18 protein-coding genes are annotated in these 21,979 nt (G+C 64.2%); 11 read left to right on the top strand and 7 right to left on the bottom strand.

Annotated features, from left to right (window positions below; translation table 11 throughout):
• Positions 1-55: 55 nt before the first annotated feature.
• The 3 genes from C2L65_RS22870 to C2L65_RS22860 form a co-directional block, all read right to left on the bottom strand.
• The gene (locus C2L65_RS22870) at positions 56-805 is read right to left on the bottom strand and encodes an endonuclease/exonuclease/phosphatase family protein (RefSeq protein ID WP_042316093.1); all 750 of its coding nucleotides are present in this window, start codon (positions 803-805) and stop codon (positions 56-58) included.
• Complete coding sequence (locus tag C2L65_RS22865; RefSeq protein ID WP_052427046.1) at positions 802-2,982, bottom strand: VTT domain-containing protein; 2,181 nt, start codon at positions 2,980-2,982, stop codon at positions 802-804. Before C2L65_RS22865 ends, C2L65_RS22870 begins: the two co-directional genes overlap by 4 nt.
• Before the next feature lie 306 nt (positions 2,983-3,288).
• Positions 3,289-4,863, bottom strand: a complete 1,575-nt coding sequence (locus C2L65_RS22860) for an FAD-dependent oxidoreductase (protein WP_042316097.1) — start codon at positions 4,861-4,863, stop codon at positions 3,289-3,291.
• A gap of 252 nt (positions 4,864-5,115) precedes the next feature.
• Between C2L65_RS22860 and C2L65_RS22855 the strand changes: the two genes are divergently transcribed.
• From C2L65_RS22855 to C2L65_RS22845, 3 genes are read left to right on the top strand one after another with little or no spacing between them, the layout of a single operon-like run.
• Positions 5,116-6,267 (top strand): acyl-CoA dehydrogenase family protein, encoded by a 1,152-nt coding sequence (locus tag C2L65_RS22855; protein WP_042316114.1) that lies wholly within the window; start codon positions 5,116-5,118, stop codon positions 6,265-6,267.
• An 11-nt stretch (positions 6,268-6,278) separates the two neighbouring features.
• Positions 6,279-6,878, top strand: a complete 600-nt coding sequence (locus tag C2L65_RS22850) for a class I SAM-dependent methyltransferase (protein ID WP_042316100.1) — start codon at positions 6,279-6,281, stop codon at positions 6,876-6,878.
• Positions 6,875-7,531, top strand: coding sequence for a glycosyltransferase family 2 protein (locus C2L65_RS22845; protein WP_042316103.1), 657 nt, complete (start codon positions 6,875-6,877; stop codon positions 7,529-7,531). The genes C2L65_RS22850 and C2L65_RS22845 overlap by 4 nt, the downstream gene beginning before the upstream one ends.
• Before the next feature lie 18 nt (positions 7,532-7,549).
• On the opposite strand, the gene C2L65_RS22840 is transcribed toward C2L65_RS22845, so the two are convergent.
• The gene (locus C2L65_RS22840; protein ID WP_042316106.1) at positions 7,550-8,185 is read right to left on the bottom strand and encodes a TetR/AcrR family transcriptional regulator; all 636 of its coding nucleotides are present in this window, start codon (positions 8,183-8,185) and stop codon (positions 7,550-7,552) included.
• Between the two features lie 85 nt (positions 8,186-8,270).
• On the opposite strand from C2L65_RS22840, the gene C2L65_RS22835 reads away from it, so the two are divergent.
• The 3 genes from C2L65_RS22835 to C2L65_RS22825 all read left to right on the top strand — a co-directional run bounded on the left by C2L65_RS22835 (position 8,271) and on the right by C2L65_RS22825 (position 11,751).
• Positions 8,271-9,398, top strand: coding sequence for an MBL fold metallo-hydrolase (locus C2L65_RS22835; RefSeq protein ID WP_042316107.1), 1,128 nt, complete (start codon positions 8,271-8,273; stop codon positions 9,396-9,398).
• Between the two features lie 1,005 nt (positions 9,399-10,403).
• Entirely contained in the window at positions 10,404-10,805 is a 402-nt protein-coding gene (locus C2L65_RS22830; RefSeq protein ID WP_042314809.1) for a RidA family protein, read from the top strand.
• 61 nt (positions 10,806-10,866) lie between these two features.
• The gene (locus tag C2L65_RS22825; RefSeq protein WP_103254568.1) at positions 10,867-11,751 is read left to right on the top strand and encodes an aldo/keto reductase; all 885 of its coding nucleotides are present in this window, start codon (positions 10,867-10,869) and stop codon (positions 11,749-11,751) included.
• Between the two features lie 69 nt (positions 11,752-11,820).
• On the opposite strand, the gene msrA is transcribed toward C2L65_RS22825, so the two are convergent.
• Genes msrA through msrB form a run of 3 tightly spaced genes read right to left on the bottom strand, consistent with a single transcriptional unit; the run spans position 11,821 to position 15,034 of the window.
• Positions 11,821-12,558 carry a peptide-methionine (S)-S-oxide reductase MsrA gene (msrA, locus tag C2L65_RS22820; RefSeq protein ID WP_042314811.1) on the bottom strand — a complete coding sequence of 246 codons (738 nt, stop codon included), beginning with the start codon at positions 12,556-12,558 and terminating at the stop codon, positions 11,821-11,823.
• Positions 12,559-12,607: 49 nt separating this feature from the next.
• A complete protein-coding gene (locus C2L65_RS22815; protein WP_042314812.1) occupies positions 12,608-14,452 on the bottom strand; it encodes a cytochrome c biogenesis protein DipZ in 1,845 nt (614 codons plus the stop codon).
• A 48-nt stretch (positions 14,453-14,500) separates the two neighbouring features.
• A complete protein-coding gene (gene msrB, locus C2L65_RS22810; protein ID WP_042314813.1) occupies positions 14,501-15,034 on the bottom strand; it encodes a peptide-methionine (R)-S-oxide reductase MsrB in 534 nt (177 codons plus the stop codon).
• 191 nt (positions 15,035-15,225) lie between these two features.
• On the opposite strand from msrB, the gene C2L65_RS22805 reads away from it, so the two are divergent.
• The 5 genes from C2L65_RS22805 (at position 15,226) to C2L65_RS46190 (ending at position 21,956) form a co-directional block, all read left to right on the top strand.
• On the top strand, positions 15,226-15,957 hold the full coding sequence (locus tag C2L65_RS22805) for a response regulator transcription factor (RefSeq protein WP_009771640.1): 732 nt from the start codon (positions 15,226-15,228) through the stop codon (positions 15,955-15,957).
• Positions 15,954-17,471, top strand: coding sequence for a sensor histidine kinase (locus C2L65_RS22800; RefSeq protein ID WP_042314814.1), 1,518 nt, complete (start codon positions 15,954-15,956; stop codon positions 17,469-17,471). Before C2L65_RS22805 ends, C2L65_RS22800 begins: the two co-directional genes overlap by 4 nt.
• Positions 17,472-18,753: 1,282 nt before the next feature.
• The gene (locus C2L65_RS22795) at positions 18,754-19,866 is read left to right on the top strand and encodes an ABC transporter substrate-binding protein (RefSeq protein WP_042314815.1); all 1,113 of its coding nucleotides are present in this window, start codon (positions 18,754-18,756) and stop codon (positions 19,864-19,866) included.
• The gene (locus C2L65_RS22790; RefSeq protein WP_042314816.1) at positions 19,866-21,695 is read left to right on the top strand and encodes a GGDEF domain-containing protein; all 1,830 of its coding nucleotides are present in this window, start codon (positions 19,866-19,868) and stop codon (positions 21,693-21,695) included. Before C2L65_RS22795 ends, C2L65_RS22790 begins: the two co-directional genes overlap by 1 nt.
• Positions 21,696-21,782: 87 nt before the next feature.
• Positions 21,783-21,956 (top strand): hypothetical protein, encoded by a 174-nt coding sequence (locus C2L65_RS46190; RefSeq protein WP_007744500.1) that lies wholly within the window; start codon positions 21,783-21,785, stop codon positions 21,954-21,956.
• The last annotated feature ends 23 nt before the right edge of the window (positions 21,957-21,979 follow it).

Below are 21,979 nucleotides of genomic sequence, written 5' to 3'. Positions count from 1 at the left end.
GTTGAACGAACCCGCAGAGCGCGCAAGCGATGCGCCTGCGCTTCACCGCGAACTTCTAATGATGCTCCCGTGCGATCCGCGCGACCAGTGGTAAGTGATCGGATGCGACACGCGCGAGCGTGCTGCGATGCACCGTCACGTCGACCAGGCGGTCGGCGGGGTGCATCCAGATGCGGTCGAGCGCGAACACGGGCAGGCGCGACGGAAAGGTGCGCGGCGCAGGCGCCGCCCGAAAATGGGTGACGAGCAGGCGCAACGCGTGGCCCCAGACGAACCACTCGTTGAGGTCGCCCATCAGCAGCACGGGCATGCGCGGTGTATCGAATGCGGCAATCAGCGCGCGGATCTGCGCGCGCCGCTCGCGCGCCGACAGGCCCAGATGGGTGGCGACCACACGCAGCGCCGAACCGGGGCCGTCCGTTTCCACATCGACGTCGAGCGCGCCGCGCGCTTCGCGCGTGCCGAACGACAGATCGAGCGAACGCGTCGCGCAGATGGGCAGCCGGCTAAGGATTGCGTTGCCATAGCGTCGTTCGGGCGTATCGAGCGTCGGCCCGGCGATCGCGTCCATGCCTGTCATTTCGCGCAAGACAGGCAGCGCATTCGGCGCAAAGCTGCCGCCTAACGGCACTTCCTGCAACGCGACGATATCGGCGTCGAGTTCGCGGATCACCCCCGCGATGCGTTCCGGCGACGGCTGTCTGTCGGTGCCGACCGTGCCGTGGATGTTGTAGGTGGCGATGCGCAACACACGAACGTCGTGGGTGGCCGCCGGTTCGTGCAAGCTCAGGGCGATATCGTTCATGAGCGGCGCGCGAAAAAGCGTTGCAAGGCAACTGACAGTCCGATCAGCGCTGCGCCGATCAGCGCGACGAGTGCAAGCCCGGCGATCGACGGATGACGGACGGCGGCGACGAGCTGATGGGCGAACGTCGTCGCGAGCACGATGCCGGGCGTCATGCCGAGCACGGTGCCCGCCAGATAATCGCGCAGGCCGATATGCGATGCGCCTGCCGCGAGGTTGATGATCGTGAACGGCGCAATCGGCACGACGCGCAGCACGAGAACCGTAACCAGGCCTTTTTTGCCGAGCTTTTCGCTGATCCGGTTGATGCGATGTCCCGCGAGTTTGCGCACCGCATCGTGACCGAGCGATAGCCCCGCGTAGTACGTGATGCACGCCGAAATCATCGTGCCCGCGAACGCGTAGGTACTGCCCCAGAGCGCGCCGAACACGAAGCCGCTCACGGCGATCAGCAGCGTGACGGGCACCGAGACGCTCGCCGCGATCGCATACAGCGCGACGATTGCAAACGGCCCGAGCGGCGACGCATGAACCCGCTGCGCGCCGTGTACGAGCGCGGTGAAGCTGACGGCTTCGCGTAGCGGCGTAAAGCGCCACAGCACGCCGAGCGCGACGACGATGAGCGCGAGCGCGCCCAGCGCAAGCAGTTTGCCCGTCAGCGGCCGGCTGCGTTCCTCGGGCAGAAAATGCCGCACGAGTTCATGCGGCGCGACGGGCGCTTCCGCATCGAGCACGGACACGTGCGCAGCCAGTTCGTCGAGATCGGCGGAAACGGTGGGATCGAGCGGCATTAGCGTGCGATCGCCATGCTGCAGATGTGAGATCGCGTCGTTCAGGCGCCGGGTTTCGAGCGCGGCTTGTACGTCGGCGGGCGCGACGTCGAGGTGTTCGGCCAGCAGCCGGTTGCGCACCGACGCGATAGCGGCCTGCACGCGCAGATCGCCGCGCGCTTCGAGCGTGATGTTGCATTCCGTGTCGAGCACCATCGAACGATTGTTGAGGTTCGCGCTGCCGACGATCAGCACGTCGTTGTCGACGGTCATCAGCTTGCTGTGTACGTTGATGATCTGACCGCGCGTGCCGCTCATGCCCGCAATGGTCGGCGCGTACATCGCGTAGCGTCCACGGCCGTCGGCCTGTTTCAGCAGGCCGTGAAGCCGCGCACGCAGCACGCCCATCGTCGCTTCCTGAAGCCAGCCGCTCGTTCTTTCGGGACCGACGACGGCGATGTCGGGGCTATCGCCATCGGCGAGGCGCGCGGCGAGCGCCGCGCCGACGCGGCTTGCGGTGAAGTATTGATTCTCGATGTAGATGGTGTGCTTCGCGGCGGCAATCGCATCGACATAAAGCTGCTGGATCTGCTCGACGAGAGGCCGTCCTTCGAACGCCGGTTCCGTCAGCGAGATGCCGAGTTCGACGTCTTCGATATCGGCTGCGACGCCTACAGGCCAGATATTGGCGTGGTCGTTCGCGTCAGGCGACACGCCGAGCGGCTTGCCCGTCGCGAGGCGCCAGCGCTCGCGCACGAGCCTGCTGACGGCATGCGCGGCGGGGCCGTCGAACATCGCCTGGACGTCGTGCATCGGCTGATAGGGCGTGTCGCCCGCGTTGCGGCGCAGGGGCGCGTGAGGATGATGCTCGGGCGTGTCCCAGCGCGAGCTGGTGAGATCGATACCGCCGACGAACGCGAGCGCATCGTCGATCACGACGATCTTCTGATGATGCGACGCTCCGATGGGATGCCGTCCATCCTGCCGGAACCGGATGCGCCGATGCGTGCGCCAGCCCATCTTGTACACGGGCAGCCATTCGCGCTCGAACGCGTATAGCATCGCGAAGTCCCACGCGAGGATGTAGATGCGCAGATGGCGGTTGTTCTCCGCGAGCGCGCAGAGGAAATCGGCGAGACCGGCGGGAAGACGGTCGGGCGCGCCGCCGGGGACCAGTTGCAAACGGCTGTCGATATCCCAGCCGACGATATGGATCGTATGGCGCGCGCGGGACATCGCCTTGCGCAACGTCGAGAAGTAGTCGGCGGCGTCGATCAGGATGCGAAAGTGCTGCGCCCGCTCTAGCCACTCGCAGTTGTGGTTCACGCGCAGCAGGCCCGGCGCTGCGCGGGTGTCGATCACAGGTGGCTCTGCTGCGGCGGCGGTGATGGTCGGGGTTTGCGTCATCGTCGTGGTGTGCTTTTCGTTGTCGTGTGCAACGGCGCGTCGCTCGCGGAAATGCGAACCACGTTACAAAACCCGCCATTGCGTACGCCAGAAAGAGTCCATCGCGAACATTCAGGAAACCCGCAGCAAACGCCGTTCCTCGTATTAGCTGGAACAAATGGCGTGTGTCGACAGGAACACCTGCTTCCTGCATTGAAGGCGCAAAGCCTGTCGCCCGGCGTGCGACTTCGTGTTCCACATGAACCAGGGCAGTTGATGGTGGAGCCGAAGCGCAGCAGGTTGCGGCACAGCGTGATTCAGTTCCGTTCACGCGGACTCGGCAATCTTCATCGCGTCGGCGAGACTCAATGAATTGCGCATCGCTTCCACGAGCATGCCCGTCTGTTTCTCGCGATTGCAACCGACAGCAGCCACCAGTTTTCCCTTCTCGCCGAGCAGCGCAATAAATTCGAACGTATCCGGCGTTCCGGTGAACTTCGTTTGATCCCAGTGTTTCGCGTGGCCGAGATACTCGAACGTCTTGCCGAAGTGATACGTCCAGAAGTACGGCACGTACGGTTCTTTCGGGGGCATGCCGAGCATCGCGTGCGCCGCAATGCGCGCATGCTGTTGCGCGATGCGCCAATGCTCGATCCGCACACGCTCGCTGCCTTGAGACGGCAAGACGAAGCGCGCGATGTCGCCCGCTGCATAGAGACCGTCGGCTGCGCGCATCGACGCATCGACGTTGATGCTCCTGTCGTCGTTGCGCTTCACACCTTCGATGAAATCCGTCGCCGGTGTCACGCCGATACCCGCGACGATGAAGTCGCACGCTACCGCTTCGCCGTTATCGAGCGTCACGCGCAATGCGCCGTCCGCGCCGCCCGCACCGACGGAACGCGCATGGTGACCCATGCGGATGCGCACGCCATGTGCTTCATGCAAGCGCATGAACAGCCTGCCGAGTTCCGTGCCGAACTGCTTTTCGAACGGAACGTTGCCGGGCGATACGACCGTCACGCGCAGCTTGCGCTCGCGCAGCGCCGACGCGACTTCCAGCCCGATAAAGCTCGCGCCGAGCACGAGCGCGTGCTGCCCTTGCTCAGCCGCCTCGACGAGATGTCGCGCGTCGTCGCGATTGCGCAGCAGGCAGATGCGCGACTTCACGCCGGCCGCATCGCTGCCTTGCAATGACAGCCGCTTCGGTATGCCGCCCGTTGCAACGAGCGCCGCGTCGTAGTGAATCGACGGCGCGCTGCCGATATCGATTCGCCGCGCGCTGGCGTCTAGCGCGGTGACCTCGGCCTGAATCACGTCGATCGAGTGAGTGGCGAAGAAGTCGACGGGCAGCAGCGGCGGAATGTCGTCGGGCGACATCTCGCCGGACGGCACGAATTTGCTCAGCACGGTGCGGTCGTACGGCGTGCGCGGCTCGCGATCGATCAACGCGATGCGTCCCGCAAAGCCCGCTTCGCGCAGCGCGGCGCAGGCGGCCGCGCCCGCCGCGCCTGCGCCGACGATCGCAAACGTGCGCTTTTCCGCTGCCGTGGACGTGGCGGGCCTGGACGGTTCCGGTGTGCTGTCGACGAGCACATCGTCCTGTTCGACGCGCACCGGATAGCGCGTCAACGGCAACAGCGCGGGCGGTTCGACGAGCGCGCCTGTCTCGATGTCGAAGGTTCCCTTGTGCCACGGACAGATGAGCCGCCCGTTGCATAGCGCGCCCTGTTCGAGCGGCGCGCCCGCATGCGGACAGTCGGCGCTGTACGCATGCACGGTGTCGCCGCGACGTATCAGCAGGATTGGCGTGCCGTTCACCTCGACGCGCTTCATGCCGTGGTCGGCGAGGTCGGAGAGCAGGGCGACCTTTTGCATGTTGGTGTTCGTGTTCGTGGCCATGGTTTTCCTCGTGGAGACCGGCCGCGCGGCGCATGCCGTCAGCCGCGCGCGAAGGGCGTTTGCTTTCACGGGTGCAATCGGCATGCCGTCTCGCGGCTTGCGTCCATAGACGTCCGTAGACAGCTTACGTCGGAACGGCACACGTGGCTTCGCATGGGCATGCCGCTTGCGTCGTCGCTCGCAACGCATCTGTTTGATGGGCGGATGCAACGTTGGACCCAACACTCTCCCAAGCTTGCCATGGAGGTTTGCATGAACGATATCGGCCACGATCCCCTGCGGCGCGCGGCGCCCGCTGCGTGGTACATCAACAGCGGACTGCGTCTGTCTGACGAGGAACCGGGCGCCGACATCGAGCCGAAACGCTATGCGCTCGTTCCTGCCCTCGAGCGTTATCTGGCGAACGTGCGCTTCAGTGACGAACAGGCGGCCAGTCGCGCGGCCACGCTCGATGCCTTGCGCGCGCGTGGCATGGACTGGCTGCCGCTGCCGGGCCGTGGCGAAACGGCGACGCGCTGGCGCGGCCTCGCAGCCGTTGCGGCATGCGACCTGTCGCTGGTGAAGCTCTACGAAGCGCACACCGACGCGCTCGCCATCCTCGCGGAATTGGGCCGCACCGAACTCGCCGACGACGGCAACTGGGCCGTGTGGGCCGCCGAGCCGCCGAACGCGAAGCTGATCGCGCATTCGGCGGACGGTAACGCGCTGACGCTCGAAGGCACCAAGCCCTGGTGTTCGGGCGCGCCGCATGTCACGCATGCGTTGGTCACGGCATGGCGCGGCGACGAGCCGGTGTTGGCTGCCGTCGAACTGTCGCAGCCGGCGATCGCCATCGATCCGGGCGGCTGGCAAGCCGTCGGCATGCGCGCGACGGGCACGAGCAGCGTGCGCTTCGATGGCGCGCGCGCCGTGCAGGTCGGCAACGCCGGTGCGTATCTGTCGCGTCCGGGCTTCTGGCACGGCGGCGCCGGCATTGCGGCGTGCTGGTATGGCTGCGCGGCGGCGCTCGCGTCGATTCTGCGCGACAGCGTCAAACGTCACGACGATCCGCACGCGTGCGCGCACCTGGGCGCCGCCGATGCCGAACTATCCGCCGTGGCCGCGCTGCTGCGCGAGTCAGCCGCATGGATCGACGGGCATCCGCGCGACGATGCGCAGCAATGCGCGCTGCGCGTGCGTGTCGCCGTCGAACAGGCGGCGGAGCAGGTGATGCAGCACGTGTCGCGCGCGCTTGGCGCGGCGCCGTTCTGCACGGACCCGTGGTTCGCTCGCGCGATCGCCGATCTGCCTGTGTTTTTACGGCAGAGCCATGCCGAGCGCGACGAATGCGCACTCGGCCGGACGCTGCTCGACGACGAACCAGGCGAGCCCTGGAACCTTGGACTTCATGCTGGACGCGACTGAGGTTCGCACGCATGTCTTTCTCCGCCGCCTATTTCGACGATCTGTACCGACAGGACGACGACCCCTGGGACTATCGCGCGAGCTGGTATGAGCGCCGCAAGCGTCTGCTGACCATCGCGGCGCTGCCGCGCGAGCGCTATTGGTCGGGCTTCGAGCCGGCCTGTTCGAACGGGGAGTTGTCGGCGCTGCTCGCGCAGCGTTGCGACAGCCTGTACGCGTGCGACATCAGCGACCACGCCGTGCGTCTTGCACGCGAGCGTCTCGCAGGCGTGCGCAACATCACCGTCGAGCGGCGCGCGGTGCCGGACCAATGGCCCGACGCGAGCTTCGATCTGATCGTGATCGGCGAGTTGTGCTACTACCTGTCGCGCGAAGCGACGGCGGAACTTGCGCGGCGCGCGTGCGCGTCGTTGACGGCGGATGGCACGCTGGTCGCGTGCCACTGGCGTCATCCGTTCGAAGGCAAGCTGCAAACCGCCGACGATGTACACGCGTGCTTCGACGCGCTGCCCGCGCTGAACCGCCTCGTGCAACATGCGGAGCACGATCTGCTGCTGGACGTGTGGTCGAAGGATGGGCACTCGGTTGCGCAATACGAGGGGCTCGCATGATCGGCATCGTGATCCCCGCGCACGACGAAGAGGAACTGCTTGCCGATTGTCTGCAGGCAGCACGGATCGCGGCTGCGCATCCAGAATTGCGCGGCGAACTGGTGAGAATCGTCGTTGCGCTCGATAGCTGCACGGACGGGTCCGAGTCGATTGCGCGCTGCTTCGACACACATGCGTTGACGCTCGATGTGCGCAACGTCGGCAAGGCGCGGGCCGCGGGCGCGGCGACGCTGATCGAGCAGGGCGTGCGCTGGCTCGCGTTCACCGATGCCGACAGCCGCGTCGCGCCGGACTGGCTGGTCGCGCAACTCGCGCTCGATGCGGAAGCGGTGTGCGGCCCCGTGCTCGTCGAAGACTGGCGCGAGCATGACGAGTTGACCCGCGAAGCGTTTTATCGCGCGTACATGAATGCGGACGGGCACCGGCATATTCATGGCGCGAATCTCGGCGTGTCGGCGCGCGCGTATTGCCGCGTCGGCGGGTTTCCGCCGCTCACGTGCAGCGAGGATGTCGCGCTGGTGGGGCTGCTCGTCGAGACGGGTGCGCGGATCGCGTGGAGCGCGGCGCCGCGTGTGGTGACGAGCGCGCGGATTACGTCGAAGGTGCGGGGCGGGTTCGGGGATACGCTGATGGGGCTGGCGGCGCATGAATGATGCGCGTGACGGACGAGATCAGGCTGTGCCGTTAACGCCCGTCCCGTAGCGCGCCAGAAACATATCGGCCGATGACTCGGCGACTGTCTTCTGTTCTTCCGCTGTCAGCGACGGCTGGCCCATCGTCACCTGCGGCCAGAACGCAAAGCCCTTCACGAGACCATGCAACTGCTGCGCGGCGAACGCCGGGTCCGGTGTATCGAGCCTGCCATCGGTGGCGGCCGCGCGTATCCACACAGTCAGTCCTTCCTCGCGTTCACCGATGCGCGCCACCATGTCCCGCGCGCGCTCCGGCGAATGAATGCCCGCCGCGATCGCGACGCGCGCGAGCGACATGAACGCCTCGTCGTTCAACAGCCGCAGCTTCTGCGCGAGCAACTCGATCAGCTGAGGGCGCAACGGCTGGTCCGCGCGATAGCCGGGCGCATCGCCCGCCTTGCTGGCGTCCCATAGCTGCTGGAGGATCGCTGCGAACAGCGCCTCCTTGCTGGGAAAGTGGTTGTACACGGTGCGCTTCGACACGCTCGCGCGCGCGGCGATCCGGTCCATGCTGGTCGCGTCGAAACCGGCCGCGCGAAATTCGTCGATGGCCGCTTCGATGACGGCCGCGCGCTTGCGATCGGTCAGACGGGGAAGGGTGGTGCTGTCGTCCATCGTTTAATTTTACACCGATGGGTTTACTTTTCGAGATAATAAACTACACTGTGCAGTCTACCTTCTGTCTCGAGTGACGCTTCGCATGAAATCGATCATCGGCTCTATCAGTCAGGTTTTGGGATTCACGGCGGCGCAGCGCAGCCGCGCGTTGTCGAGTACGTCGCCGCAGCACAATGGCGAGCGCTTTCGCAACGTGAAGCCGCGTCCCGTCGAAGGGTTGGGCAAGACGCTGCGAATTGTGTGGAACGTGCTGCTCAACAAGCCTCGCGGCACCGAGCCGTCCGGCGCGCTACCCGTCGATCCGCTGACGCCCGCGGATCTCGACGCCGCGCCGGACCGGAGCCTTTTCCGTCTTGGCCATTCGACGATGCTGCTCAAGCTGCGCGGCCAGTTCTGGCTGACCGATCCGGTGTTTGCGGAACGCGCGTCGCCGTTCAAGCGGATGGGGCCGAAGCGTTTTCATGCGCCGCCGATTGCGCGTGAAGCGTTGCCGCCGTTGCGCGGCGTGATTCTGTCGCACGATCACTACGATCATCTGGATCGCGAGACGGTGCTGGCGCTGGCTGAAACGACGGGCGTGTTTCTGACGCCGCTGGGGGTTGGCGACCGGCTGATCGAGTGGGGTGTCGATGCGTCGAAGGTGCGGCAGTTCGACTGGTGGCAGGGTGTCGAGATCGACGGTGTGCAGTTGACGGCGACGCCTGCGCAGCATTTCTCGGGGCGCAGTCTGTTCGATGGGAATAGCACGTTGTGGGCTTCGTGGGTGATCGTCGATGATGACCTGCGGGTGTTTTTTAGTGGTGATACCGGGTACTTCGACGGTTTCAAGGCGATTGGCGAGCGGCTCGGGCCGTTTGACGTCACGTTGATGGAGACGGGCGCGTATGACGCGCAGTGGCCTTACGTGCATATGCAACCCGACGATACGGTGCAGGCGCATGTCGATCTGCGTGGTCGCTGGCTGGTGCCGATTCATAACGGGACGTTCGATCTGGCGATGCATCGGTGGCAGGAGCCGTTTGAGCGTGTCGTCGGACTTGCCGCTGCGCGCGGGATTGCGCTTTCTACGCCACGGATGGGGGAGAGAGTGGACTTGGCTGCGCCGCATCGGGGGGAACGGTGGTGGCGGGATGTTGTTGAGGTTGATGCTGATGCTGATGCGCCTAAGGCGGCGCGGCGGGTTTTTTGTCGGGCGGCTGGCGTGGAGTGATTTTTTTTGTCTGCGACGCTGAGTGGTTTTCGTGCCTTTGCGCTGGCATCCGCGCTTTGCGTTCGTGCTTCAGGTGTTGCCGTTCGGTGTATTAGCCTTTGCGCTGGCATCCGCGATTCGTTAGCGTGCTTCAAGCGTCGCCCCTGTGCGGGGCGGCACCTACTTTTCTTTGCCGCCGCAAAGAAAAGTAGGCAAAAGAAAGCGGCTCACACCGCCAGCTTTTGTGTTTACCTGAGGGCCCCCAACGGGTCTTACCCTTCACACGGCAGCTTTTCTGTTCGCGTGCGTTGCCAACGCGCTGAACGAGCGCCTCACCCACTTCAAACACCCGAACAAGAACTAGCGGCAGCGAATCGCATGTGCCGCCTAGGTGGCAAACTGTGTGTAGGTTGTCGCGGCGTACAGCGTGGCGCTCTTACAGGGTGGAACGCGTGCGCTATCGGTCCGAAGTGAGGCGTGCGAGGCACTACGGCCTACACACAGTTTGCCACCTGGGCGGCAGTGGACTATCTGGCATGGCATGGTCAAGCGTGGGTGCGTGAAGCGGGTGAGGCGCACCGCAAGACCGCTGGCAACGAACGCGGGTCACTTGGTTGCCGTGTGAAGCGTAAGAACCTTCGGGGGCCCTCAGGCAAATACAAGAACTGACGGTGTTAGCCGCTTTCTTTTGCCTACTTTTCTTTGCGGCGGCAAAGAAAAGTAGGTGCCGCCCCGCACAGGGGCGACGCGTGAAGCACGCTAACAAAGCGCGGATGCCAGCGAAACCACAAGCAAACCAACCAGCCGTCGCAGACAAACCAGGTGCGGCCCCGCACAGGGGCGACGCGTGAACGGCAAACACCATAGCGCGGATGCCAGCGAAAACACGAGCAGACCACCCAACGCGTCGCAGACAAAAACCAAAAACCCTTCTGCATAACAAAAAAATCCGCGCTAAGGTATGACCTTGCCATTCAACCAAGCGCTGCAACCACCGAAACAAAACAAAACCTGGAACCCAAACCGATGACCGAACCCACCCAGTTCTGGATGATCGAAGGCGCGCCGACGCCGGTCGGCCCATTTTCCCATGCGACGGAATCAGGCGGCTGGGTCTTCGTCACCGGCCAGATGCCCACATCCCCGGACGACGACACCGCCCCCTTACCCGAGGGCGTCGCCGCACAAACCAAACGCGTCATGGACAACCTCGTGCTGGTGCTCAAGGGCATCGGCCTCGGCCTCGAACACGTGGTATCGGCGCGTATCTTCCTCACTGAATTCAAACGCGACTACGCAGCGATGAATGCCGTCTACGCCGCGCATTTCCCGCCAGGACGGCTGCCCGCGCGCACCTGCGTCGGCGTAACAGGCCTCGCGCGCGACGCACTAGTCGAGATCGACTTCATCGCGCGCCGTCCGGGCTGACGCAACGTCAATGCGTCCTCATCGACCATCCGCGCGCCGCGACTTCCTGCAACGCGCGCTAATGCTGCCGCTCGCGATGTCCATTCCATCCCTCGGCGCCGCCCAGCAAAAATCAACGCCTCGCATGGAACGGCGCGCGATCCCGTCAACCGGCGAACCGCTGCCCGTCGTCGGCTGCGGCACGTGGCGCACCTTCGACGTCGGCGACGATCCGAACGGCCAGGCGCGGCTCGCCGAAGTGCTGAAAGTTCTGTTCGCAGCGGGCGGCTCAACAATCGACTCGTCGCCGATGTACGGCTCGTCCGAAGCCGTCGCGGGCACGCTGCTCACGCGGCTCGACGCGCACAACAAGGCGTTCGTCGCGACCAAGGTGTGGACGCAAGGCAAAGCCGCAGGCATCGCGCAGATGGAAGAGTCGATGCGCCGCCTGCAGCAACCGAAGATTGACCTGATGCAGGTCCACAACCTCGTCGACTGGCGCACGCAGCTCGCGACGCTGCGCGACTGGAAAGCAAGCGGGCGTATTCGCTATATCGGCATTACGCATTACACGTCAGGCGCGTTCGATGAAGTCGCCAGCGTGATGCGCAGCGAGAAGCCCGACTTCGTGCAGATCAACTACGCCGCCGACGATCGCGACGCCGAGCAGCGCATTCTGCCGCTCGCGCGCGATCTCGGCATCGGTGTCGTGATCAATCAGCCGTTCGGCGGCGGCGGGTTGCTGTCGCGCGTCGGCAAGACGCCGCTGCCCGCGTGGGCCGCCGACATCGGCTGCACGACGTGGGCGCAACTGCTGCTGAAATTCGTGCTCGCGCAACCGGCCGTCACCGTCGTGATTCCCGGCACGGGACGCCCCGAGTACATGGCCGATAACGTGCAGGCAGGCGTGGGCCCATACCCCGACAAGGCGATGTGCAAACGGATCGTCGAGGCCGTGGGCGGGTAAAAGACGACGCAAGCACTATGCACGCACGGCCATACTGCAGGCCACATCAGGCCGTACGGCGCGCCACCATCATGAAGCCGACGCCTTCAGCAACACGGGATCGTTGCGATAGACATCCGGGAACATCTTCTTCAGATAATCGATTTTCGGCAGATCGTTGATCGCGATGTACGGCGAATCCGGATGCAGCACCAGATAGTTCTGGTGATACTGCTCGGCAGGATAAAAACCCTTGAAGTCCTCGATCTTCGTGACGATCGGCGCAGAAAACACCTTCGCGCCGTTCAACTGCGCGATATAAGCCTGCGCGATGCCACGCTGCTCGGCATTCTGCGGAAACACCACCGAACGATACTGCGTGCCGTGATCCGGTCCTTGGTAGTTCAGCTGGGTCGGATTGTGCGCGACCGAGAAGAAAATTTGCAGCAACCGGCCATAGGTGATCTGCGTCGGGTCATACGTGATCCGCACCGACTCCGCGTGCCCCGTGTCGCCGCCGCTCACGGTCTCGTACTGCGCGGTGTTCGCCGCGCCGCCTGCGTAGCCCGAGGCGACCTGCTGGACGCCCTTGACGTGCTCGTACACGCCCTGAACGCCCCAGAAGCAGCCGCCCGCGAAGACGGCCGTTTCCGTGTGTACGCTGCCCACTTTTTCGTCCTGCGCGGGCGGCGGAATCCGGACCGCCTGTTCCGCCGAAGCAACGTGTTGCCACGCAAGGGCGCCCGCGCCGATGGCGACGCACGCCACGATCCTGCCCGCCGACGTGCGGCTCCAGCCCAATGCGCTTGCGATGAGTTTCTTGTTCACGGTGATAGTCCTCGAATAACAGGGTGATGTGCAGTCAGTCGGAATCCGGTTAACCGAACGTGAACGCGTACGCCTCGACACCCGGATCGAGAAACTCGATCGCAAAGGTGTGATCGGCTACGTCGCCCGTCTGACGCACGAGCTGATAGAGACGCTGTTCCGTCACGACGCCCGTGCCGTCGGCGCTCACGTCGGTGCCGCGCGCGTCGCCCGGCGTGGCGCCGTCGATCGTCACGCGAAAATGCACCGGCTTGCCGGCAGCGCCCGGCCCGAGCACCAGATGCAGGTCACGCGCATGGAAGCGATAGACGATGCGTCCGTTCGGCGCGGCGAGCGTCGCGTGCTCGGCGCCCACTTTCCACGTGCCCGCGAGTCCCCAGTCGTTAACGTCGGGGCTCGACGGCGCGGCATAGGTATGTGCGCGGTTCTCGGCTTCGCCACCCGGCGATGCGAAATTCTCGGCACGCGCATAGCCGATGTACGTTTCCGGCGACATCATGTCGTTGCCGTCGGCGGCCGCCTCGACGCCTTTCGCGCGCTGCGTGAGACCCGTCGCCACCTGAGCTGCTTCGGGATGACCGGCTTCCACGAGCAGTTGCTGGATCACTTTCTCCGACTGTTCATACTCGCCTTCACCGAAGTGATGATGACGCACGCGACCCTGCGCATCGACGAAATAGTGGGCCGGCCAGTACTGGTTGCCGAACGCACGCCAGATTGCATAGTTGTTGTCGATTGCGACCGGGTAATCGACGCCGAGATCGTGCGTGGCCTTCTTCACGTTATCGATATTGCGCTCGAATGCGAACTCCGGCGCATGCACGCCGATCACGACGAGCCCCATGTCGCGATACTTCTGCGACCACGCTTTCACGTACGGCAGCGTGCGCAGGCAGTTGATACACGAATAGGTCCAGAAATCGACCAGCACGACCTTGCCCTTCAGCTGCGCATTCGTGAGCGGCGGCGAGTTCAGCCATTGCACGGCGCCCGTCAGCGACGGCAGCGTGCCCTCGACAGGCAACGGTGCCGCCGCAGCCGATGCGCGCATCATCGTGCCTGCGGGCGGTGTGGCATCGGTGGAGGCAGGCTGCGTGTCGGCGGCCTTCATCATGGCGGGGCCATCTGTTTGCACATTCGCCGACATCATCGCGTCGCTGGCGGGTTTGCGCGGCGACAGGCTGTCCACGAGGTGCTGTTCGATGCCGCTCGTCGCCACCGTCGATACCTTCGTCAGCACGCCCGTATCGAGGCCGAGCGCGATGGCCGCGACGCCGCACAGCATCGCCACGCCGATTCCGCGCCGCACCCATTCACCCGCGCCGAGCGAGCGCTTCATCGCCGTGAAGACCCGTCCGCCGATCAGCAGCGCGATGGCCAGCGAGGTCGCAGCGCCCGCCGCATAGGCGAGCAACAGAAAGGTCGTACCGACGCTCGCGCCGCGCAACGCGGCGCCCGTCAGCACGAGGCCGAGGATCGGGCCCGCGCACGGCGCCCACAGTAGGCCCGTTGCGATGCCGAGCAGAAACGACGAGCCGATACGCGGCTTTGCGCCGTCCGCCTGCGCAAGCTCGGACAACCGGTTGCCGGCACTGACGAGCGGGTGCATCAGACGGTCGGCGAGACGCGGCAGCAGCAGCGTGAGCCCGAACACGCCGAGCAGCACGATCGCGATCCAGCGGCCGTACTGGTTGGCCTGCGTGACCCAGCCGCCGCCGACAGCTGCGAGCGTCGCGACGAGCGCGAACGTCAGCGCCATGCCCCCGAGCAGCGGCAGGCCGGAGCGTGCGAACGGCTGGTCGGCGCGCGCGAAGACGAAGGGCAGCACGGGCAGAATGCACGGACTCAGGATCGTGAGAGCGCCGCCGAGGTAAGCGAGGACAATGAGTAACATGATCGTTTGGTTGGTTGATCGTGCGAATTGGGGCGATGAAAGAAGATGTCAGGCGGCGCGCGGTGTGAAGGTCATCGCGAGCCCGTTCATGCAGTAGCGCAAGCCCGTGGGCTTCGGGCCGTCGTCGAACACATGTCCCAGATGGCCGCCGCAGCGCCCGCAATGCACTTCCGTGCGCACCATGCCCCATGAGCCGTCTTCGCGCGTCGCGACAGCATGATCGAGCGGGGCCCAGAAGCTCGGCCAGCCCGTATGGCTGTCGAACTTCGTGCGCGACGAAAACAGTTCACGGCTGCAACCCGCGCAGGCGAACACGCCGCTGCGATGCTCGTCGTTCAGCGGGCTGCTGAACGGGCGCTCCGTGCCTTCCTCGCGCAGCACGTGATATTGCGCTGGCGTGAGCTGCGCGCGCCATTGCGCATCGGTGCGCGTGACTTCGAAGCGCGCGGGTGCGCCGGGCGCTGCGTCCTTTGCGTCCGCTGTGCCCGGCGTTCCCGCCGCAAACGCCCGCCAGTGCGTAAGCGCGGCCAGCGCAGCGAGCGCGCTGCCGCCCGATAACAGGAACCGCCTGCGGCTTTTCATCGTGTGCTCCTTGGTGCGACTCGATTGAATATGGCGTAGCGTAAGTCCGCTGTGATATCCGGGTCCTCACGAAAACTTAAATTAATTGTGATAACCCGGCGGCCGAAAATTCTGCACAATGTCAGTGCTGTAAACGTTGTATGGCAACGTTTAATCCCTGCATTCAATCCCACGTTGATTCAAGCCAGCCGATGGACCATCCAAAGCGCGTACTGATCGTCGAAGACGATGTCGACATAGCGAATGTGCTGAGCCTGCACCTGCGGGACGAACGCTACGAGGTTGTCCATAGCGCCGACGGCAACGAAGGGCTGCGGTTGCTGGAGCAGGGCAACTGGGATGCGCTGATCCTCGACCTGATGCTGCCGGGCGTCGATGGCCTGGAGATCTGCCGGCGCGCCCGGGCGATGGCGCGCTATACGCCCATCATCATCACCAGCGCGCGTTCGAGCGAAGTACACCGCATTCTTGGTCTGGAACTCGGCGCGGACGACTACCTCGCCAAGCCTTTTTCCGTGCTCGAACTGGTCGCGCGCGTGAAGGCGCTGTTGCGACGCGTCGATGCGATGGCGAAAGACGCGCGGATGGAAGCGGGCAGCCTGAACCTCGCCGGGCTGTTCATCGATCCGCTCACGCGCGAGGCGAGCGTCAACGGCAAGCGGATCGAACTGACGCCGCGCGAGTTCGATCTGCTGTACTTCTTCGCGAGCCGTCCGGGCAAGGTGTTCTCGCGTATGGATCTGCTGAACGCCGTGTGGGGCTATCAGCACGAAGGCTACGAGCACACCGTCAATACGCACATCAACCGGCTGCGCGCGAAGATCGAGGCCGACCCCGCGCAGCCCACGCGCATCCTGACGGTGTGGGGACGCGGCTACAAGTTCGTCGCCGATCCCGCGGCGCACGAAGGAGACGCGTCGTGAACCTGTCGTTGACACAGCGGTTGTCGCTGGTGTTTTCCATCTTGCTGCTCGCGTGCTGCGGCGCGTCGGCGTGGCTGCAGATACGTTCGAGCGATCTGCACGAAAAGGAAGTGATCCAGAGCCTGTCGCGCGATCTCGCCTCGCATATCGCGCGCAGTCCGGCACTGGCGGACGACAGCAACGACGGCTCGCGCAAGGACGCATTGCGCGAGATTTTCGGGCAGTTGATGGTGGTCAATCCGAGCGTCGAGGTGTATCTGCTCGATCAGAACGGGCATATAGAAGGCGACGACGCACCCGCCGGACACCTGAAGCGGATGCAGGTCGACGTGCGGCCGGTGCGCGAGTTCATCGCTGGCGATCCGCTGCCGATACTCGGCGACGACCCGCGCAGCGTCGACGGGCGCAAGGTGTTCAGCGCGGCGTTGCTGCCGCACGCGAGCAACCGGCCGCCCGAATACCTGTACGTCGTGTTGCAGGGCGAAGCGCACGACGCGCTCGCCGCACGCGTCGCAGCTAGCTCGGTGTTGCGCACGACGTTATGGTCGATGGCGGTCGTCGCGCTGCTTGGTCTCGTGGCGGGTTTGATGGCGTTCGGGCTGATTACGCGGCCGCTGCGCCGTCTCACCGACGCGATGCGCAAGTTCGACGCGAACGGCGAGCCGGATACACAACCCGCGATTGCCAACGCGGCGCGCCCGTCGCCTTCGAATTCGCGCGACGAAATTGCAACGCTCGAATCGACGTTCGCGCAGATGGCCGAGCGCATCGGGCAGCAATGGCGCGCGTTGACGCGGCAGGACCAGGAGCGGCGCGAACTGGTGGCGAACATTTCACACGATCTGCGTACGCCGCTGACTTCGCTGCACGGCTACCTGGAAACGCTGTCGATGAAGTCGGACACGCTGAGCGACGCCGAGCGCAAGCGTTATCTGGCTATCGCGCTTGGGCAGAGTGTGAAGGTCGGCAGGCTTGCGCAGTCGCTGTTCGAACTCGCGCGGCTGGAGCACGGGAACGTGCAGCTTGCGCTTGAGGATTTCTCGCTGGTCGATCTGTTGCAGGACGTGTTTCAGAAGTTCGAGCTGTCTGCCGAAGCGCGGCATATCCGGCTGCGTGCCGGCATTCCGCCACGTTTGCCGAACGTGACGGCGGACCTTGGGATGATCGAGCGCGTGCTGACCAATCTGCTCGATAATGCGATCCGTCATACGCCGGATGCGGGCGCTGTCGATGTTGATCTTGCGGTGCGGGACGGTAAGGTGTTGGTGACCGTGAGCGATACCGGGCCGGGGATGTCGGAAGAAGTGCGGGCGGGTCTGTTTCAGCGCGCGTTTACGTCGGGCGGCGCGCATCGCGGGGGGCTGGGGTTGCTGATCGTGCAGAGGATGCTGCAGTTGCATGATAGCCAGATTCGGCTTGTTGAGCGGGATGGCGTTGGCACCGCGTTTTGTTTTGAATTGCATCCGGCGGGTAGTGTGCAGAAGGGGGGGCGCGTGGTGGCGTCCATGCAGTAGGTTTGCACGTAGGGGTTCGTGCGGGAGGTTTGGGGTTTTTGGGGTTTCTGCCTTTGCGGTGGCATTCGCGAGGCGTTTGGTTTTTATGCCTCTGCGTTGGCATCCGCGTTATGCGTTCGTGCTTCAGGCGTCGCCGTTCGGTGTATTAGCCTTTGCGCTGGCATCCGCGATTCGTTAGCGCGCTTCAAGCGTCGCCCCTGTGCGGGGCGGCACCTACTTTTCTTTGCCGCCGCAAAGAAAAGTAGGCAAAAGAAAGCGGCTAACACCGCCAACATCTCTTCTTGCCTGAGGGCCCCCAACCGGTCTTACGCTTCACACGGCAGCCTTTCTGTTTGCGTGCGTTGCCAACGCTTCGAATGAATGCCTCACCCGCTTCAGACACCCGCACAAGAGCTAGCGGCAGCGAATGGTATGTGCCGCCCAGGTGGCAAACTGTGTGTAGGTTGTCGCGTCGTATAGCCTGGCGCTCTTACAAGGTGGAACGCATGTGCTATCGGTCCGAAGTGAGGCGTGTGTGGCTCTACCGGCCTACACACAGTTTGCCACCTGGGCGGCGGTGGACAGTCTGGCACGGTGTGCCGTAACGCGGGTGCGTGAAGCGGGTGAGGCGCAGCGCAAGAGCGCTGGCAACGAACATGGGTCACGTGATTGCCGTGTGAAGCGTAAGAACCTTCGGGGGCCCTCAGGCAAATACAAGAACTGGCGGTGTGAGCCGCTTTCTTTTGCCTACTTTTCTTTGCGGCGGCAAAGAAAAGTAGGTGCCGCCCCGCACAGGGGCGACGCGTGAAGCTAGATAACAAATCGCGGATGCCAGCGCAAACACAAGCAAACCAAACCAAATCAAACCGCCCGCACAGGGCTCAAACGCGAATGCCAGCGCAATGGCATAAAAACCCTTCCCAGCAAATACATAAAACCCCTACAAAACAAGCCAAATCCAAACACCAGTTTGAAACGCACGAAAAATTGAAGTGCGCCCCACGCACCTTACCCGCAGTAATTTTCTGAAACGCTGTTTGAAAAGTTCGAGCACGCCAATCGTTAAAGAAGCGGCCATGCAGGCCGTTATCTGCAGTTAGACCACAACAGGGTATATTTTGGCGCGCGCGATTCCGCTAGACTGCTGTTCCTTCTCCCGAAGAAAAGCGTCGCGCGTCTCTCGCCCGCGACCAAAAGCCGTTTCCCTCGTATGTGGCGGCCGCATCACCGCCATCGAGCCGATGCCGCCCCTGGTGTGCGCTTTAAAGTGCATTGAAGTCGGATCGCAATAAGGACAGACGAAATGCGGTGGTGCTACTCAAATGCATGTGTCTGGCAGCGGGGCATGCCTGCCCGCACCGCGCACGCGGCTGTCCGTCCCAATCGTTTCCTTGACGCAGTCATCCTTTTTATCGGCTGCTGCATGCTGATCGCGCATGCGTCAGCGGCCGAGAACGTGCTGCGCGTGCTCGCATGGCCGGGCTATGCCGACCCCGACGTCGTGAAAGGTTTCGAGAGCCGGTATCACGCGAAAGTCGAAGTCACGCTGATCGATTCCGATGAAGCGCTGTGGGACAAGATGCATCAGGGCAAGGCGCCGCAGTTCGACGTGCTCGCGGCAAATACGGCTGAAATCCAGCGCTACGCACACGACAATCTGCTCGCGCCGCTCGATCTCGGCAGTCTGCCGAACACGAAACGGCAGTTGCCGCGCTTTCGCGCATTGTCGTCGATCGACGGACTGACGAAGCAAGGCGCCGTCTACGCGATTCCGTTCACCTATTCGACGATGGGCCTCATCTACGACCGCAAGCAGGTGAGCGTCGCGCCGCATTCGATGAACGAACTGTGGAATCCGCGCTATCGCGGCAAGGTACTCGACTACAACAGCGCGCAGCACAATTTCTCGTTCACGGCGCTCGCGCTCGGTTACTCAGATCCGTTTCAGCTGAACAGCGCACAGATGCAGACCATCACGCGCAAGCTGATCGATCTGCGGCGCAATCTGCTGACCTACTACAACCTGCCGGAAGAGGCCGCTGCGTTCTTCGTGCAGCACAAGGTCGCGCTGATGTTCGGCAACTACGGCACGCAGCAGCTCGAATTGCTGCGCCGCGCGGGCGCCGACGTCGGCTATGTGATTCCCGACGAAGGCGTGCTCGCATGGCTCGACTGCTGGTCGATGACGAGCGCAGCGGCGAACCAGCCGCTCGCGCTCGCGTGGATCAACTACATGCTGGAGCCGGACGTCAGCCAGCTGTTGACGCAGCGCCAGGGTCTCGCCAACACGCTCACCGAGCCGCCCGAAAACTCGGACAAGAGCCACATTCTCTGGATCGAGCCCGTCGAGAACATCGACAAACGCGAGGCGCTGTGGAGCCGCATCGTCTCGGGTGACCGCCCGGAGCGTTTCTGATGATGCGCCCTGGGCTCACGTTCAAGCTCTCGGTGCTGCTCGCGCTGATCGGCGTGCTCGCGTCCGGCACGACGGGCTATTACGCGTATCGCGCGAACCGCACCATGCTCGTGCATGAAGCGGAGCGCAGTCTGCTCACGTCGACGGAACTGCTCGGCCAGCGTTTCACGATGGCGATCAACGACATCGCCGCGGACGCCCTGGTGCTGTCGACGATGCCGTCGGCCGCGACCGTCGCGCTCAACGACGACGGCCGGTCCGCCGACAACCCGACGCGCGACCGGCTCGCGCAGGTGTTCGCGAGTTTTATCGCGCAGCATCCCGAGTATCTGCAGGTGAGGCTCATCGCGCGCAACCACTATGGGCTCGAGCTGATCCGTATCGACCGTGAATCGGGCGGCACGGTGCGCGTGCAGGAAAGCGCGCTGCAGGAGAAAGGGCAGTTCGCGTATGTGTTCGATACGCTCGCGCTGTTGCCGGGGCGCGTCTACATTTCCCCCATTGCCGTCAATCACGAGCACGGCGCGCACGCGGCGGAGGGCAAGCCGACGCTGCGGGTCGGCACGCCCGTCGCCAACGCGCGTGGCGACGTGGTCGGCGTGGTCGTGATCGACGTCGATCTCGCGAGCCTGTTGCGGCTCTCGCAAGCCGATCTCCCCGCCGACTATCAGGTCTATCTCGCCAACGAGTGGGGCGACTTTCTCGTGCATCCCGACCCGTCGCTGACGTTCGGCTTCGACAAGGGCAGGCGCGTGTTCATGCAGGAAAGCTTCGCGGCGACGAAACCGCTGTTCGAGCAGTCGACCCAGCCCGTGCTGATGAACGGACTCACGCAACCGAACGAGGCGACGGGCCACGTCTTTTCGTTCGTGCGCCGGCCGTTTGGCGAATCGCAGGGCAACCGCTTCATCGTGATCGGGCTCGGGAAGCCGCTGCACGAGGTGCTCGTCGGCGCGAACATGCTCGGCAACAGCATCGTGCGGATGGTGCTGATTTTCAGCGCGTTCGCGATCCTGCTCGCCATTCTGTTCGCCCGCGCGCTGACGCGCCCGCTGCATAGTCTCGCGGAGGCCGCCACGCACTTTTTCTCCGAGCACACGGTGGACGCCTTGCCACTCAGGCGCACCGATGAAATCGGCGTGCTCGCGCGCTGCTTCGACCGCATGCGCCGCGAGATCCGCCTGCAGATGGACGAACTGCGCAGCAAGCAGCACGAACTCACGCATCTCGCGAGCCACGACGGGCTGACGGGACTCCCGAACCGGATGCTCTTCATGCAGAAGCTGGAGGAAGCCATCGACCGGGCGCGGGTCAGCGGCGAGCGGCTCGCCGTGCTGTTCATCGACCTCAACCGCTTCAAGCAGATCAATGATCAATACGGCCATTCCGTCGGCGACGACGTGCTGGCCGTCGTCGCGCGACGTTTGCAAGATGTGCTGCATACGGGCGACATCGTCGCGCGCCTGGGCGGCGATGAGTTCATCGTGCTCGTCAAAGGCGAGCGTTCCGCCGATGCGGCGCCCGCGATCGCCGCGCGCATCGTGCGCACGCTGGACGACGAACTGATGATCGACGATCAGCCGATGGCCGTCGGCGCGAGCATCGGCATCAGCCAGTTCCCGGCGGACGGCGATTCCGCCGAAGCGCTGCTGCTCAACGCGGACGCCGCAATGTACGCGGCGAAGTCGGGCGGCTCGGGTGCGTGGCTGTCGTATGGCGAGCTGATCGACATGCGGCGCGCGCGCGCCGGACGCGGCAAGCAGCGCCGACGCGAGCGCGAATCCGAAAAGGTCGAACCCGCCGACGACGGCACCGACGTCATCGCATAAGGGCTGAAGAAACGCATCGTGTTTTCCCTTTCCACGCGGCATGGTTCTTGCAAAAAGCTTGCATGTCAAAGCGGAAAGGAGAACCCGATGACCTTGGCCATTTATCTGATCGGCTGGCTGATTTTCATTGGCGGCGTGTCGTGGGCCCTCGTCACCATGCACGTCGCGCAGCACTACGTCTTGATCGTCGCCGTCATTCTGCTCGGCATCGGCGTCGTCACGGGCGCGACCCGCGCACGTGGACGCGACCGCTCTTCATAGCATTTCATCGCACGCACGCAGGT

It is taken from the genome of Paraburkholderia terrae, assembly GCF_002902925.1.
GTDB classification, from domain to species: domain Bacteria; phylum Pseudomonadota; class Gammaproteobacteria; order Burkholderiales; family Burkholderiaceae; genus Paraburkholderia; species Paraburkholderia terrae.
This window is presented reverse-complemented; position numbering and strand designations above follow the sequence as displayed.

Bases quoted from the DNA above. Each gene is read 5' to 3' on its own strand.
- C2L65_RS22870 (WP_042316093.1), bottom strand. From the start codon at position 805: ATGAACGATATCGCCCTGAGCTTGCACGAACCGGCGGCCACCCACGAC.
- C2L65_RS22865 (WP_052427046.1), bottom strand. From the start codon at position 2,982: ATGACGCAAACCCCGACCATCACCGCCGCCGCAGCAGAGCCACCTGTG.
- C2L65_RS22860 (WP_042316097.1), bottom strand. From the start codon at position 4,863: ATGGCCACGAACACGAACACCAACATGCAAAAGGTCGCCCTGCTCTCC.
- C2L65_RS22855 (WP_042316114.1), top strand. From the start codon at position 5,116: ATGAACGATATCGGCCACGATCCCCTGCGGCGCGCGGCGCCCGCTGCG.
- C2L65_RS22850 (WP_042316100.1), top strand. From the start codon at position 6,279: ATGTCTTTCTCCGCCGCCTATTTCGACGATCTGTACCGACAGGACGAC.
- C2L65_RS22845 (WP_042316103.1), top strand. From the start codon at position 6,875: ATGATCGGCATCGTGATCCCCGCGCACGACGAAGAGGAACTGCTTGCC.
- C2L65_RS22840 (WP_042316106.1), bottom strand. From the start codon at position 8,185: ATGGACGACAGCACCACCCTTCCCCGTCTGACCGATCGCAAGCGCGCG.
- C2L65_RS22835 (WP_042316107.1), top strand. From the start codon at position 8,271: ATGAAATCGATCATCGGCTCTATCAGTCAGGTTTTGGGATTCACGGCG.
- C2L65_RS22830 (WP_042314809.1), top strand. From the start codon at position 10,404: ATGACCGAACCCACCCAGTTCTGGATGATCGAAGGCGCGCCGACGCCG.
- C2L65_RS22825 (WP_103254568.1), top strand. From the start codon at position 10,867: ATGCTGCCGCTCGCGATGTCCATTCCATCCCTCGGCGCCGCCCAGCAA.
- C2L65_RS22815 (WP_042314812.1), bottom strand. From the start codon at position 14,452: ATGTTACTCATTGTCCTCGCTTACCTCGGCGGCGCTCTCACGATCCTG.
- msrB (WP_042314813.1), bottom strand. From the start codon at position 15,034: ATGAAAAGCCGCAGGCGGTTCCTGTTATCGGGCGGCAGCGCGCTCGCT.
- C2L65_RS22805 (WP_009771640.1), top strand. From the start codon at position 15,226: ATGGACCATCCAAAGCGCGTACTGATCGTCGAAGACGATGTCGACATA.
- C2L65_RS22795 (WP_042314815.1), top strand. From the start codon at position 18,754: ATGCGGTGGTGCTACTCAAATGCATGTGTCTGGCAGCGGGGCATGCCT.
- C2L65_RS22790 (WP_042314816.1), top strand. From the start codon at position 19,866: ATGATGCGCCCTGGGCTCACGTTCAAGCTCTCGGTGCTGCTCGCGCTG.
- C2L65_RS46190 (WP_007744500.1), top strand. From the start codon at position 21,783: ATGACCTTGGCCATTTATCTGATCGGCTGGCTGATTTTCATTGGCGGC.